Origin of the sequence: Stenotrophomonas sp. MH181796 (assembly GCF_009659995.1) — a bacterium.
Taxonomy (GTDB): domain Bacteria; phylum Pseudomonadota; class Gammaproteobacteria; order Xanthomonadales; family Xanthomonadaceae; genus Stenotrophomonas; species Stenotrophomonas riyadhensis.
Genome location: NZ_RAHU01000004.1, coordinates 422,436 through 436,011, shown reverse-complemented (window position 1 = coordinate 436,011; position 13,576 = coordinate 422,436). Strand labels below are relative to the sequence as shown.

General features: G+C 64.4%; 9 protein-coding genes and 1 pseudogene. 4 read left to right on the top strand and 6 right to left on the bottom strand.

The window, feature by feature from the left end:
• Nucleotides 1–143 precede the first annotated feature (143 nt).
• Nucleotides 144–2,150 carry a M13 family metallopeptidase gene (locus D5301_RS12230; protein WP_153855802.1) on the top strand — a complete coding sequence of 669 codons (2,007 nt, stop codon included), beginning with the start codon at nucleotides 144–146 and terminating at the stop codon, nucleotides 2,148–2,150.
• A gap of 236 nt (nucleotides 2,151–2,386) precedes the next feature.
• Nucleotides 2,387–2,886, top strand: a pseudogene (locus D5301_RS24245) (DDE-type integrase/transposase/recombinase); the annotation flags it as partial.
• A gap of 203 nt (nucleotides 2,887–3,089) precedes the next feature.
• Here D5301_RS24245 and D5301_RS12220 read toward each other — a convergent pair.
• Complete coding sequence (locus D5301_RS12220) at nucleotides 3,090–6,113, bottom strand: TonB-dependent receptor (RefSeq protein WP_110713032.1); 3,024 nt, start codon at nucleotides 6,111–6,113, stop codon at nucleotides 3,090–3,092.
• Between the two features lie 317 nt (nucleotides 6,114–6,430).
• Here D5301_RS12220 and D5301_RS12215 point away from each other — a divergent pair, with 317 nt between their 5' ends.
• Both D5301_RS12215 and D5301_RS12210 read left to right on the top strand, forming a co-directional pair.
• Nucleotides 6,431–6,925: a VOC family protein gene (locus D5301_RS12215; RefSeq protein WP_110713034.1), complete on the top strand. Its 495-nt coding sequence runs from the start codon at nucleotides 6,431–6,433 to the stop codon at nucleotides 6,923–6,925.
• 75 nt (nucleotides 6,926–7,000) lie between these two features.
• A complete protein-coding gene (locus tag D5301_RS12210) occupies nucleotides 7,001–8,584 on the top strand; it encodes an NAD(P)/FAD-dependent oxidoreductase (protein ID WP_153855800.1) in 1,584 nt (527 codons plus the stop codon).
• Between the two features lie 176 nt (nucleotides 8,585–8,760).
• On the opposite strand, the gene D5301_RS12205 is transcribed toward D5301_RS12210, so the two are convergent.
• From D5301_RS12205 to D5301_RS12185, 5 genes are all read right to left on the bottom strand, one after another.
• The gene (locus D5301_RS12205; protein WP_008267505.1) at nucleotides 8,761–9,435 is read right to left on the bottom strand and encodes a rhomboid family intramembrane serine protease; all 675 of its coding nucleotides are present in this window, start codon (nucleotides 9,433–9,435) and stop codon (nucleotides 8,761–8,763) included.
• Between the two features lie 93 nt (nucleotides 9,436–9,528).
• Nucleotides 9,529–9,867: an MGMT family protein gene (locus D5301_RS12200; RefSeq protein ID WP_223846496.1), complete on the bottom strand. Its 339-nt coding sequence runs from the start codon at nucleotides 9,865–9,867 to the stop codon at nucleotides 9,529–9,531.
• Nucleotides 9,864–10,784: a DMT family transporter gene (locus D5301_RS12195; protein ID WP_110713035.1), complete on the bottom strand. Its 921-nt coding sequence runs from the start codon at nucleotides 10,782–10,784 to the stop codon at nucleotides 9,864–9,866. The genes D5301_RS12200 and D5301_RS12195 overlap by 4 nt, the downstream gene beginning before the upstream one ends.
• Before the next feature lie 186 nt (nucleotides 10,785–10,970).
• The gene (gorA, locus tag D5301_RS12190) at nucleotides 10,971–12,329 is read right to left on the bottom strand and encodes a glutathione-disulfide reductase (protein ID WP_110713037.1); all 1,359 of its coding nucleotides are present in this window, start codon (nucleotides 12,327–12,329) and stop codon (nucleotides 10,971–10,973) included.
• Nucleotides 12,326–13,576 carry an FAD-dependent oxidoreductase gene (locus D5301_RS12185; protein WP_110713038.1) on the bottom strand — a complete coding sequence of 417 codons (1,251 nt, stop codon included), beginning with the start codon at nucleotides 13,574–13,576 and terminating at the stop codon, nucleotides 12,326–12,328. Before D5301_RS12185 ends, gorA begins: the two co-directional genes overlap by 4 nt.

The window sequence follows — 13,576 nt, the reverse complement described above, 5'->3', positions numbered from 1 at the left end:
GTGATGCGTGCATGCGGTGTCGATGCCGCACACCCGGTAGCGCCGGACCATGCCCGGCGGATACGCCGTGATGCGTGCATGCCGCGCCCATGCGCGGCTTGCTATAGTGCGCGCGCCCTCAATCCATCACGGATTCGTTCCACATGCCCAATTTCCGTCCGCTTGCAATCGCCCTGGGCATCAGCCTGGCGACTCTGGTCCCGACCCACGATGCCTTCGCCGCCAAGAAAAAGGCCGCGCGTGCCCCGGCTGTCAGTGCCCAGTGCAGCGACTTCTACGACGCCACCAATGCAGGCTGGCTGAAGGCCAACCCGGTGCCGCAGACCGGCGCCACCACCGCGCTGGGCCAGCTGGTCGACCGCAGCCGCCAGCAGCAGCGTGAACTGCTCGACGCAGCGATGAAGGCGCCGCAGGGCAATGTGCAGAAGCTGCTGGGTGACTTCTGGGCCAGTGGCCTGGACGAAGCTGCCGTGGAAGCAGACGGCTCCAACCCGATCGCCCCGCTGCTGACCCGCATCAACGCCATCAAGAAGGCCAAGGATGTGCCGGCCTCGATCGCCGCACTGCACCAGGTCGGCATCCCGGTGGCATTCAACTTCGGCCCCGACGTCGATCTGAAAGCACTGGACCGTCACATCGGCTACTTCATGCAGGGCGGCATGGGCCTGCCGGATCCGGCGTTCTATACCCGTACCGACGCCGACACCGTGGCGCTGATGGGCCGCTACCGCAACTACGTCAAGCAGATCCTGGCGCTGACCGGCACCCCGGCGACCAAGCTGGATGCCGAGTCGCAGGCGGTGATCGCGCTGGAAACCGAGCTGGCACGCAATGCGCAGTCGCTGGCCGGCATCAACAACCCGTTCAACAACTACGCGCCGATCTCCACCAAGGAGCTCAACAGCCGCTACCGCAACCTGCAGCTGGATGCCTTCCTGAAGGCACAGGGCGTGGATGACGACCTGGTCTCGCTGGCCGACCCGGGCCTGTTCAAGCAGCTCGACGGCATGGTCACCAAGCTCAAGCCGGACCAGTGGAAGGCCTACCTGCGCTGGCGCGTGGGCGACTCGATGGCACCGTACCTGTCCAAGGCCTACCGCGACGCCGAGTTCGAATTCCGCGGCCGCGTGCTGCGTGGCGAAACCCTGCCGCCGCAGCGCTGGGAAGACGTGCTGGAGGCGATCAACGTAGCCGCTGGCCCGATGGTCGGTCGCGAATACGCCGCCCGTTACCTGTCCGCCGAAGATCGTCGCCAGGCGGCGTGGATCGTCGACAAGGTGCGCGAAGTGCAGATCGAAGCGGTCAAGAACAGCAGCTGGATGAGCACCGAAGCCAAGGCCGAAGCGCAGGCCAAGCTGGCTGCGCTGAAGATCGAGATCGGCACCCCGCTGCGCGACCTCGACTACAGCGTGCAGCCGATGGGCCGCGGTTCGTTCGGTGGCAACATGCTGATTGCTTCGACCTGGCGCCATCGCGAGGAAATGAAGCGCATCGGCAAGGGCAATGCCGACCGTCGCTGGGACGTGCTGCCGCAGCAGCCGTCGCTGGCCTACGATCTGGCCCAGAACCGCCTGATCGTCACCGCCGCGATCCTGCAGGGCCCGGTGTTCAACGCCAAGGCCGACGCTGCCGACAAGTTCGGCAGCTTCGGTGGCCTGGTCGGCCATGAGCTGACCCGCGCGATCGATGCCAAGGGCGCGCTGGTCGACGCCAAGGGCGAGCTGCGCAGCTGGTGGACCCCGGCCGACAAGACCGCCTGGACCCTGCTCGGTAACCGCGTAGCCGCGCAGTACAGCGCCTACGACTTCCCGGGCGTGAAGGGTGCCAAGGTCAACGGCACGCTCACCCAGGAAGAGAACCTGGCCGACATCGCCGGTCTGGAACTGGCCTGGGCGGCGTATGTCGCGCAGGAGCCGAAGGCCAAGCAGGCCCAGCAGCAGGGCTTCTTCCGCGCCTGGTCTGCGCTGTGGGCGCAGCAGCTGGCGCCGAACGAGGCCGTACGCCGCCTGACCGCCGACATCCGTGCACCGGGCCTGTGGCGCAGCAACGGCACGCTGGCCAACCTGCCGGCCTTCGGCGCCACCTTCAGCTGCAAGGCCGGCCAGCCGATGCAGCGCAGCGAAGCCGACCAGATCAAAGTCTGGCGCTGATCGTGCGGCTATAGCGACAACAGGAAAAGGGTGCCTTCAGGGCGCCTTTTTCCTTGTGCTGCCCCGTCCTGAATTGGGTTGACACCTTTTCCCTCTGGAAAAGGAATGTTCAATGAAATCAACAATCAGGCGCAGCCAGCGGGATTACTCGCTGACCTTCAATCAGTCGGCAGGCGTTCTGTCAGACTGGACGCCGTCATCAGCGGCGACACGCTGTCGATGCCACGGCACAGGCACTGGTGAGCGATTGCCGTACGCCAGCCGCGGATCGTTACCCGCAAACTGCACCATTTGATCGAACCGAAGCTACAGGCGGTGGGCATCGCCCTGGGGCGCGACCGCGTGTCTGAGGTGTTTCAAGAAGCACGCCTGTTGGTGCCAACAGATCCGTTATCACAAGACCACCGACAGCCATCATCGCTTCCGGAGGCATCCGAACCTGCTCGAACCGGACGAAGGGTGCGTGACACCCACCGGTATCGAACAGGCATGGGTAGCGGATATCACCTATCTGCCGTCGCAGGGGAAATTCGTGTAACTGAGCCTGATCACGGATGCATGGTCACGCAAGATCGTGGTCTGGAACGTGCATGAAACGCTGCAGACAGAGCAGGTAGCTCAGGCACTGGAGATGACATTGAAAGGAAGAAAGACACAGCAGAAGCTGTTCCATCACTCTGATCGCGGCATCCAGTACTGTTCGGACTACTACCAGAAGATCCATGCGCGGCAACGCTGAGCGCCCCACCTGTGCCTTAAAGTGCAGACGCCCGATGCGATGCATCGGGCGTCCTTGGCCGCCTGCCGGCGGCCGGACCATCCCCCCCCCCGTAGATGTCAACCTATGGTAGGCCGGGTCATGCGAGTCACTCCAAAAAAAGGACCCCGGCATTGCCGGGGCCCAATTCATCTCATGGAGAGGTCGACACGTGACTACGATCAGAAGTCGTAGGACGCACTGACACGGACCGAACGCGGTGCGCTGAAGAACGTGCCCATACCGTAGGTGTTCGACACGGTGTAGGGAGCATCCTCATATACCGCATCGGTCTGCACGGCACGACGCTGATTGAGCACATTGAAGACATCCAGACCGAAAGCCAACTTGTGATCGGCAAACGCAGGGCGATACATCACACCCAGATCCACGCGCGTGGTCCATGGCGTACGGCCGGCATCACCCGGGCGCGACGGCGTGCCACCACAATAGTGATACGCCGCATCGTAACCCAAAGGATCGCTTTCATCGGTGCCGTAGTAGCCCAGGCAGCTCTTCGGCATTCCAGACATGACACGCAGGGTCGCCGACGCCGACCACTCGTCATTGAACATGTATGCACCATAGCCCTTCAGCTGGTGGCGCCGGTCGTTGGCGAGGTACCCGCCCGCGTATTCCATCAACGCCCCAGCATCCCAGTCCTGCGTCTTGGAAACATCATCCTGTCCGATGTCCGACTTCACCTGGCCTTCGGTGTTGCCGAAGTTGCGCGACCAGGTGTAGTCCAGGCGGCCATACCACTTGTCACTCAGCGGGTGCTCGATGAACAGGTCCACAGCAATGTAATCGCGCTTGGCCTTCTTGTTCCCGAAACCCCAATCTGCCGAACTCATCCGTACCGGCGTATAGCCCGAACCATCGGCATGCTTGAGCATGATGGTGTTCGTCTTGCCGGGATTGAAGATCACGCAACCTGGGATCACCAGATCGCTTGAATCAACACCCATCGCGTCCAGCTTGTCGATGATGCGGTCCGAGTCACAGGTGTCGTCGATAGCTGACTGCAGGCGGCGATAGGTGAATTTAGCACCGGAGTTCCAGCGCTCACCCAGCGTCTTCTCGAAACCAAGAATGAGTTCGTCCTGGTACTGCGACTTCAGGTCTGTTGGAGCTACCGACAGCGGATCCGGGGTCTGGCCGTACTCGTTGTTGGACGACACGGGGCCCGGGCCAAGCGCGGTGAGGCCCGTCGGAACACCGTTCTCATCGATACCGCTGTAGGCAAAGTACTCGCGGGTGAAGGTCGATGCCGAAGCACCGCGAATGGCCACGCTGTTCGGAAGTGCCAGGTAGTAGCGACCGAGATTGGCGAACAACTTCAGCGACGAATCGCCGAACACGTCCCAGCTTGCTCCAAGGCGCGGCGCCCACTGATCGCCACTCTCCACATAGGGCCTGGCATCACTGTTGTAGTTGGTGAACTTGTCGTTGCGGACGCCGATGGTCAGCAGCCAGTTCGGCGTGACTTGCCAGCGATCCTCCAGGTAGTAGGCCTTCTGCTTGACTGACATGCTGGTGGTCGTGGAGAGGATGTACTTCTGCACGAAGTAGCCATCACCTGGCGGTGGCGCGATGTCGAAGCGCGGGCTCGGCGATTCGCCGGGTTCGACACGGCCATAGATCCACGCATAGCCGGGGCCCGTGACCTTCTGGCCTTCGTTGTGCCCCTGGTAATACATGTTGTCGATACCACCGGTCAGCTCGTGGTCACCGATGCGATACTGCAGATCCAGTCGCAAGCCGCGAGTCTTGCTGCCCGCATCTGCAGCCTTTTCATAGAGCTCAGGCTGGCTGTTGCGGATGGGACGCCCACCCGTGATGGCCGGGTCCTGGTTACCCGGGGCACTGAGATAGGGGATGCCGGACGAGGCAGGGTTGGATTCCAGGTTGATCTGCTTGCTGCGTCCCCAGACCGCGCTGAGGGTCAGGTCATCAGTCAGGTAGCCGGTGTACTTGAAAATATCGAAATCGTCCTTGACCTTCGTGGTGTTCGGGAAGGTACCGGTGCGATCGCCTTCGGTCAGGTCGTCGTACTCGAACGACCGGTAGTAGCCACCAGTGCGATCGGTGTTCTGCACACGTGTGTACTCAAGGGTATTGCTGTCGTTGATGTTCCAGTCGATCTTGCCATAGAACTTTGGCGTGTCGATCGTGTAGTGGTTGCGAACCTGTTGCGAAGCCGCCGCACTGTTCGTCGACACGCCTTCCGTACGGTCCTTCTCGGCGGCCAGATGGATGAACAGGCGATCCTCGATCAACGGGCCACTGGCATAACCGCTGTAGGTGGTGCGAGTCGCGGCATCGTCCTTGCGGTAGCGATAAAGGCTGCCACGTAGCGAGTCCTTGGTATAGGCATAGCCTGCAGGCAACTCGCGGTCCGGATACATCACCGTCGCTGCGGAGGCGGCCAACGAGTCAGGTGCCCACGTAGCTTGGACACCAAAATGCCATTCGTTGGTACCGCGCTTGCCCAGCTGATTGATCACGCCACCGGTGGAGCGACCATAGCCGGCACCGTAGCCGCCCATGTAGGTTTCCTGCTGGTCGATCGAGCCATAGGGCAGGCTGACACCACCGAGGTTGCTGAGCGGGTTGGAGGCGTTGAAGCCATTGAGGTAGTAGGCGTTCTCGGTAACGCTGGAGCCACCGAACGACAGCACCGACCGCGAACCATTGGTAAAGGATCCACTGCCAGACACCACGCCCGGCGCCAGCAGCGCAATGGCTTCGGCGCTACGGCCCAGGGGCAACACGTCGAGTTGCTCGGAGGTGATCACCGACTTGGAGACAGTATTGCTGACGTCGATCTTCGGCACGTTGGCCGCAACAACGTTCACAGTGCCAAGCGTAGTTGCTCCGGCCGCACCGCCGCCAAACGACACCTCGGTGCCACCGCCTACCCTCAGCAGCACATTCTCACGTCGCTCGATGGTCTGGCCATCACGCTGCTGGGTAATGGTGTATTTACCCACTGGCAAGGAACCTAGATTGTAGCGGCCGCTGCTGTCGACGGTCGCCGACCGGGTCAGGCCCGTGTCACTCTGCACGACGATGGTGGTACCGGCAGGCGCATTGCCAAACAACGAACCGGTCGTGCTCTGTGCCGCGGCGGCGCCAATGAAAGACGTCATGACCACCGCCAGCGCGGTGCGCTTCAACCTTGTGACGTGCTTGCTGCTGCTCATTGAGTTTCCTTGATTCGACGGAGATCAGGCTGCTGTTGCAGAAGCGCTGCACAGAAGCGACGCTTCTGTTTCAGCTGAACCAAATATTAATTTCCCCAATCCTCAATTTGCAATGCCAGCTGAACAAAAACAACCAATTGAAATTAAAAGAGAAATTTCGATACAAACGTGAACTCCGTTCACGTTCTGTTTGAAAATTAGCGACTTGGCTTCCAGATTGCAGTCTCCATCAACGGTGCGTGATGCCCCGGCGTGGAGATCCCGGGTTAACACCCGGCGTGCTATCGCTGCGGCTTCGTCCATCGCGGAGCCCCGACATGGCACACAAGAACACCATCTGTGTCTGGTACGACAACGGCGCGCTCGAGGCCGCCACCTTCTATGCCAGCCTCCTGCCAGACAGCGCAGTGACCGCCGTGCATCACGCCCCCGGTGACTATCCCGACGGCAAGGAAGGCAACGTGCTGACCGTCGAATTCACCGTCTGCGGCATCCCCTGCGTCGGCCTCAACGGCGGCACCGCGTTCAAGCACAGCGAAGCCTTCTCTTTCCAGATCCAGACCGAAGACCAGGCCGAGACCGACCGCCTGTGGAATGCGATCGTCGGCAACGGTGGACAGGAGAGCCAATGCGGCTGGTGCAAGGACCGCTGGGGCATCTCCTGGCAGATCAGCCCGCGCATGCTGATCGAAGCGGTGACCAGCAAGGACAAGGCACTGGCCAAGCGCGCCTTCAACGCAATGATGCCGATGAAGAAGATCGACATCGCCACCATCGAAGCGGCAATCAAAAAAGGGGACGGAGGGGATTAAGTCGTTTCTCCCCATGTCCTGTGCGCAGATGCAGATTGCGACTTAATCCCCTCCGTCCCCTTTTCAGAGGTGCTGATGACCTGGGATGCGATCGTCGTTGGTGGTGGCCACAACGGCCTGGTCTGCGCGGCCTATCTGGCGCGCGCCGGAAAGAAGGTGCTGGTGCTGGAACGTCGTGGCGTTCTCGGCGGTGCCGCAGTCACCGAGGAATTCCATCCCGGTTTCCGCAACTCGGTGGCGTCGTACACGGTATCGCTGCTGCAGCCGAAGGTAATCGACGACCTGCAGTTGCATGCCCATGGACTGCGCATCGTCGCGCGTCCTGCCAACAACTTCCTGCCGTTGCCTGATGACCGCTATCTGCTGTCAGCACCCGGTCGCACCCAGGCCGAGGTGGCGAAGTTCTCCGAGCGGGATGCGCAGCACTTGCCCGCGTACGAGGCACGCCTGGAGATCTTCGCCGACGTACTGCGCGCATGGGCCCTGCGCACGCCGCCGGACCTGGGTGCAGCAGCCGGTTGGCGCGCCCTGCCCGCCCTGTGGCAGATGGGTCGCCTTGGTCGTGAACTGGCGACGCTGGATGCCTCGCTGCGGCAGGAACTGCTGGACCTGTTCACGCTCTCAGCGGCCGAGTATCTGGACCGCTGGTTCGAGAGCGAGCCGATCAAGGCCCTGTTTGGCTTCGATGGCATCGTCGGCAACTACGCCAGCCCCTATGCACCGGGCAGCGCCTACGTGCTGCTGCACCACGTGTTCGGCCAGTGCAATGGCGTGAAAGGTGCGTGGGGCCATGCGATTGGTGGCATGGGCGCGATCAGCCAGGCGATTGCGGCCTCGGCACGCGAGGCCGGTGCGGAACTGCGCGTGGAGGCCGGGGTGCAGCGCGTGCGGATCGAACAGGGCCGCGCGGTGGGCGTGGAACTGGCCAACGGCGAAATCCTGCGCGCACGCGCGGTGGTCGCCAACGTCAATCCGAAGCTACTGTACGAACAATTGCTGGAACCAGCACAGGTACCCAACGCAACGCGCGAACGCATGGCGAACTGGCGCTGTGGTTCGGGCACGCTCCGGATGAACGTGGCGCTGTCGCGGCTGCCGGATTTCAGCGCCCTGCCCGGCCCCGGCGATCACCTCAGCGCCGGCATCATCATGGCCCCCAGCCTGGACTACATGGACCGCGCCTGGCTGGATGCGCGCCGCGACGGCTGGTCGCGCGAGCCGATCGTGGAGATGCTGATTCCGAGCACGCTGGACGATTCGCTGGCGCCGCCCGGGCAGCATGTGGCCAGCCTGTTCTGCCAGCACGTGGCACCGGTGTTGCCTGAGGGCCGCCATTGGGATGATCACCGGGAAACCGTGGCCGACCTGATGATTGCCACCGTTGAACGGTATGCGCCCGGCTTCGCCGACAGCGTGCTCGGTCGGCAGGTACTGTCACCGCTGGATCTGGAGCGGATCTTCGGCCTGGTCGGTGGCGACATCTTCCACGGCGCACTAAGTGCCAACCAGCTGTTCTCGGCACGGCCGATGGTCGGCCAGGCCGGCTATCGCGGCGCCCTGCCCGGCCTGTACCTGTGCGGTGCGGGCACCCATCCCGGCGGTGGCGTCACCGGTGCGCCGGGGCACAACGCCGCGCAGGTGGTGCTGCAGGATCTGTAGAGGTGTGCCGACCAACGGTCGGCACCTACAACATCGACAGCGTGCCAACCAAGGTTGGCACCTACCCGCGTGGGACAAGGTGTGCCGACCAACGGCCGGCACCTACAGCGTCAAATGATCCCATTCAAAGCGTGCCAACCAAGGTTGGCACCTACAGCGTCAAATGATCCTTCGGATCATTTGACGCTGCGCAGGTGGTTCGGGCGATTCGGCGGGCCGGGGGGGCGGCGCTTGTTGAACGGCGGCTGCCCGCGCCAGTAGCGGATCAGCAACCAGCCGAACAGCATGCCGCCCAGGTGCGCGAAATGGGCCACGCCGGGCTGCCAGCCGGTCATGCCCAGCACCAGCTCGCCCACGCCAAACAGGATCACGAAGGTCCGTGCCTTCATCGGGATCGGCGGGAACAGCAGCATCACCCGCTGGTTGGGGAACAGCATGCCGTAGGCCAGCAGCAGGCCAAACACGCCGCCGGAGGCGCCCAGCACCGTGGCCGGGTTTTCCAGCAGCGTGCCCACCAGCAGCTGGCAGACACCGGCACCGGCCACGCAGACCAGGTAATACAGCAGGAAGCGCTTCTCGCCCCAGGTCTGCTCCAGCGGCGCGCCGAACATGAAGACCGCCAGCATGTTGAAGAACAGATGGCCGAAGCTGCCATGCAGGAAGCCATAGGTCAGCAGCTGCCAGGGCTGGAAGTTACCGCCCGGCGAGAACGCATCGAAGCCCTGCTGCAACGGTTGCAGCATGAACGGCTCGAAGGTCTGCATGCCGAGCAGGAACGGCTGCTGCAGCAGGAACAGGATCGCGTTGGCGATCAGCAGGGCCTTGGTGACGGTTGGCAGTCGCGGGAACATGGGAGCACCGGCATGGAACGGCCTCCATCATAGCCGCAGCACCGCGTCTTGTTGGCGACCGGCAGGCGCGGCCCGTTCAGTCGCCAGCGGTGCTCAGCCCGGTCCCCACACGGCGGCATCCAGTGCCGCCGCCGGATCAGCCGCCGGCATCCGCACCCGGCCGTTCTCCACCACCACGCCCTCCGCGCGCAACCGCTGTGACTGTTCGCGCCAACCGGCCGAACCTTCCTCCATGGCAATGCGCCCATCCGAGCGCAGCACGCGATGCCAGGGCAGGTCCGGGTCGTCGTTCTGGCCCAGGATGCGCGCGGTCAGGCGTGCACGCCCGGGCAGGCCCGCGCGCATCGCCACCTGCCCATAGCCCATCACCTGCCCCGCCGGGATCGCGCGGATCACTGCCAGGATGCGCGCACGCGCCTGCTCCGGCGTCAGCGCCGCAGGCGGGTTACCAGCAGTACGCCGATCAGCACCAGCACGGTGCCGGCGATCTGCGCCGGCCCCATCGGTTCGTCGAGCAGCCATAGGCTCATCACGATGGTGGAAACAGGGCCCAGCATACCGACCTGCGCGGCCAGCGACGAACCCACGCGCTGCACCGCCAGCATGATCGCCAGCACCGGCAACACCGTGCACACGGTGGCATTGACCAGCGACAACCACTGCACCGGCGCCGGTGCCTGCCACAACAGCGGCAGCGGATGGGTCACCGCGAAATGCAGCAGCACCAGCACGCTGGCCACGCAGCTGGCGTAAGCGGTCAGCCGCACCGCGCCGATGCGCGCGACCACCTGCCCGCTGCCGAACAGGTACAGCGCATAGCTGAGCGCACTGCCCAGCACCAGCAGGCTGCCAACGATGATCTGCCCGCCTTCACGCTGCAGGTCATGGCCGAACGCCAGCAGCACGCCCAGATAACTCAGCACCAGCGCGCCGATCTGCCATCGGCCCGGCCGCTGGCGCGCCAGCAGCACGTTGATCAGCAGCACCAGGGTCGGGTTCAAGTACAGGATCAGCCGTTCCAGCGTCACGCTGATGTACTGCAGGCCCTGGAAGTCGAGCAGGCTGGACAGGTAGTAGCCGGTGAAACCCAGCCACAGCACGCGGGCACGGTCGGCCCAGGACAGTGGTTCGGCCCGGCGCGCGGCCCACAGCGCCATCAGTACGAACAGCGGCAGCGCCATCAGCATGCGCAGCGCGAGCAAGGTGGTGGCATCAACGCCGTGGCGCAGGCCGAGCTTGACGATGATCGCCTTGCCGGAAGCAGCGATGGCGCCGATCGCGGCCAGGCCGATACCCCCCAGCGCGACGCGAGGAGAAGCGGTGGCGATACGGGAAGTGGGGCTGGACATCAGGACGACGGCGGGCCGCGTGGAGCGGCCCGGGAAGGCGTGGGGGCGGCCATTGTCGCATGGGGGCGGCCGGTGCCCGCCTTGTAGAGTCGAGCCATGCTCGACTGTCTTTCCACCGCAGTCGAGCATGGCTCGACTCTACAAAGAGCGACGGCCGAGCATGGCTCGGCTCTACAACGGCCCGGGTCAGCGCATCAGCACCACTTCCTCGGCCGAGGTCGGGTGGATCGCCACGGTGTCGTCGAACTGGGCCTTGGTCGCGCCCATCTTCACCGCCACTGCGAAGCCCTGCAGGATCTCGTCCGCCGCTTCGCCCAGCAGGTGGATGCCCACCACCCGTTCGTCCGGGCCCGCGCAGACCATCTTGAACAGGCTGCGCTGGGTGCCGTTGGCCAGTGCCTGCAGCATCGGGCGGAAACGGCTGTGGTAGACACTCACCTGGTCGAAGCGCGCGCGCGCTTCTTCCTCGCTCATGCCCACCGCACCCAGCGGCGGGTGCGAGAACACCACGCTGGCCACATTCTCGTAGTCCATCTTCGACTGCGGGCGGCCACCGAACAGGCGATCCATCAGCCGCCGCGACGCCGCCACCGCCACCGGGGTCAAGCCGACCTTGCCGGCGATGTCACCCACCGCGTGCACGCTCGGCACGCTGGTGGTCTGCCATTCGTCCACCTGCACCTGCTGGTGTTCGCCGATGTCGATACCGAGCGCTTCCAGGCCGAGGTCACGACTGTTGCCGCGGCGACCGGTCGCGAAGAACACTGCATCGAACACGTTGTCGAGCGGGCCGTCATGACCAAACGCACGCACGCGTTCGCCATCACGCTGCAGCTCGCGCAGCCGGTAGTCGAAATGGATGCGCACGCCCTGCTGCTTCAGGTTCTCGGCCAGCTGATCGGTCAACTCATAGTCGAAGCGCTCCAGCAGCCGCTTGCCGCGCACCAGCAGACTCACCCTGCTGCCCAGTGCCTGCAGCAGGCCGGCCAGTTCCACTGCGATGTAACCACCTCCGATGATCGCCACCTCGGCCGGCGCGGCACGCAGGTCGAAGAAATCGTCGGAGACCAGACCCAGTTCCGCGCCGGGAATGTCCGGACGCAACGGGTGTGCGCCGGTGGCGATCAGGATGTGCTCGGCGCTGTAACGCACGCCATCGCTGCAGGCCACGGTGTGCGCATCCAGTAGATGGCCGCGTGCCGGAATGCGCACTACGCCGGTTTCGTCCAGGCGCTTGTGGTAGCTGGTATGGATGTTGCTGATGTAGGCCTGGCGATGGATCACCAGTTCCTTCCACGACAGCGCCGGACGCGCTTCAACATCGAAGCCCATCGCGCTGGCCAGGCCGATACGCTCATGCAGGTCAGCCGCCAGCCACATCGCTTTCTTCGGCACACAGCCAACATTGACGCAGGTCCCGCCCAGTTCACCAGGCTCCAGCATCGCCACGCGCTTGCCGTGCTGCGCAGCGCGGATCGCGCCGGCCAGGCCGGCGGAGCCACCGCCAAGGACGATCAGGTCGTAATCATAGGATGCAGTGCTCATCGGAATCGCTCGGGTCGGTAAGGGGCAGGATCGATCGCTGGCGTGCGGCCGCAGACGAGATCGGCGATCAGCTGGCCGGTGCCGGCGCTCATGCTGATGCCGAGCATGCCATGCCCCGCTGCAAGCCAGACGTGAGGATGTGCGGGCGCACGGCCGATCAATGGCACGTCGTCCACGCTCATCGGGCGCCACCCGCACCACTGCTCCTGCAGCTGCGCACCGCGTGGCGCGCGCAGGTAGTGGTCGGCGGCCTGCTGCAGGGCCTGCAGGCGGGCCGTGCGCAGCTGCGGGTCGGCACCGGCGAACTCCATGGTGCCGCCCAGTCGCAACGCCTCGCGCCAGGCAATCACGAACACGGAATGGTCCTTCAGCACCACCGGGCGCTGCGGCACCTGCAACGGTCGCGACCAGGTCAGCGAGTAACCTTTGCCGGGCTGGATCGGTACGCGCAGATCCAGCTGCCGTGCCCAGTCGCGCGACCACGGGCCGGTGGCCAGCACCAGCTCACGCGCCCGCACGACCTGCCCGCCGACCTGCACCCGTACCCCTTGTGCATCGTCGCTGAAACCCTGCACGTCCAGGCATTCGTCGATCACCACGCCCTGCGCGCGCAGCACACGCGCCATTTCCGCGGTGTAGCGGTCAGGCCGCAGCTGCGCATCACCGGGAAAGTGGATCGCACCGGCAAGGCGATCATGGAAGGCCGGATTGGCACGCGCATAGTCGGCCCCCTCGATGCAGTACGTGGCAATGCCCTGCGCGGCCAGTGCTTCGCATTCGGCTGCGTGGTGATCGAAGTTGCGCGTGTCACCGAACACATAGTCCAGCCCGCGGGTGTCGAACTCACAGTCCAGTGCATGCATCTGCACCCACTCGGCCAGGCGCAGCCGGGAATCATTCAGCAGCGCAGCGCGGGCGCGCGTGGCCTGCAGCCAGTCGCGGGCATTGCAGCGTGCGCCGAACTGCAGCAACCAGCGCCACAACGTTGGATCCAGCCGCGTACGCACGTACAGCGGCGCGCGTGGATCAAGCATCCATCGCAGCGCGCGTAACGGTATGCCAGGAGCCGCCAGTGGCGGTGCATGACTGGGAGTCACAGTGCCGCAGTTGCCGTGCGACGTGGCCGCGCCGATGCGCCCACGGTCGATCACCCGCACCTGCCGCCCCTGCGCGCGCAACGCGAGCGCGGCGGCCAGACCAATGGCACCGGCGCCGACCACGATGACATCCTCGCGCGCGCCCTGCAT

Coding starts and splice junctions, on each gene's coding strand:
- D5301_RS12220 (WP_110713032.1), bottom strand. CDS start 6,113: ATGAGCAGCAGCAAGCACGTCACAAGGTTGAAGCGCACCGCGCTGGCG.
- D5301_RS12195 (WP_110713035.1), bottom strand. CDS start 10,784: ATGTCCAGCCCCACTTCCCGTATCGCCACCGCTTCTCCTCGCGTCGCG.
- D5301_RS12215 (WP_110713034.1), top strand. CDS start 6,431: ATGGCACACAAGAACACCATCTGTGTCTGGTACGACAACGGCGCGCTC.
- D5301_RS12230 (WP_153855802.1), top strand. CDS start 144: ATGCCCAATTTCCGTCCGCTTGCAATCGCCCTGGGCATCAGCCTGGCG.
- D5301_RS12185 (WP_110713038.1), bottom strand. CDS start 13,576: ATGCAGGGCGCGCGCGAGGATGTCATCGTGGTCGGCGCCGGTGCCATT.
- D5301_RS12210 (WP_153855800.1), top strand. CDS start 7,001: ATGACCTGGGATGCGATCGTCGTTGGTGGTGGCCACAACGGCCTGGTC.
- D5301_RS12205 (WP_008267505.1), bottom strand. CDS start 9,435: ATGTTCCCGCGACTGCCAACCGTCACCAAGGCCCTGCTGATCGCCAAC.
- gorA (WP_110713037.1), bottom strand. CDS start 12,329: ATGAGCACTGCATCCTATGATTACGACCTGATCGTCCTTGGCGGTGGC.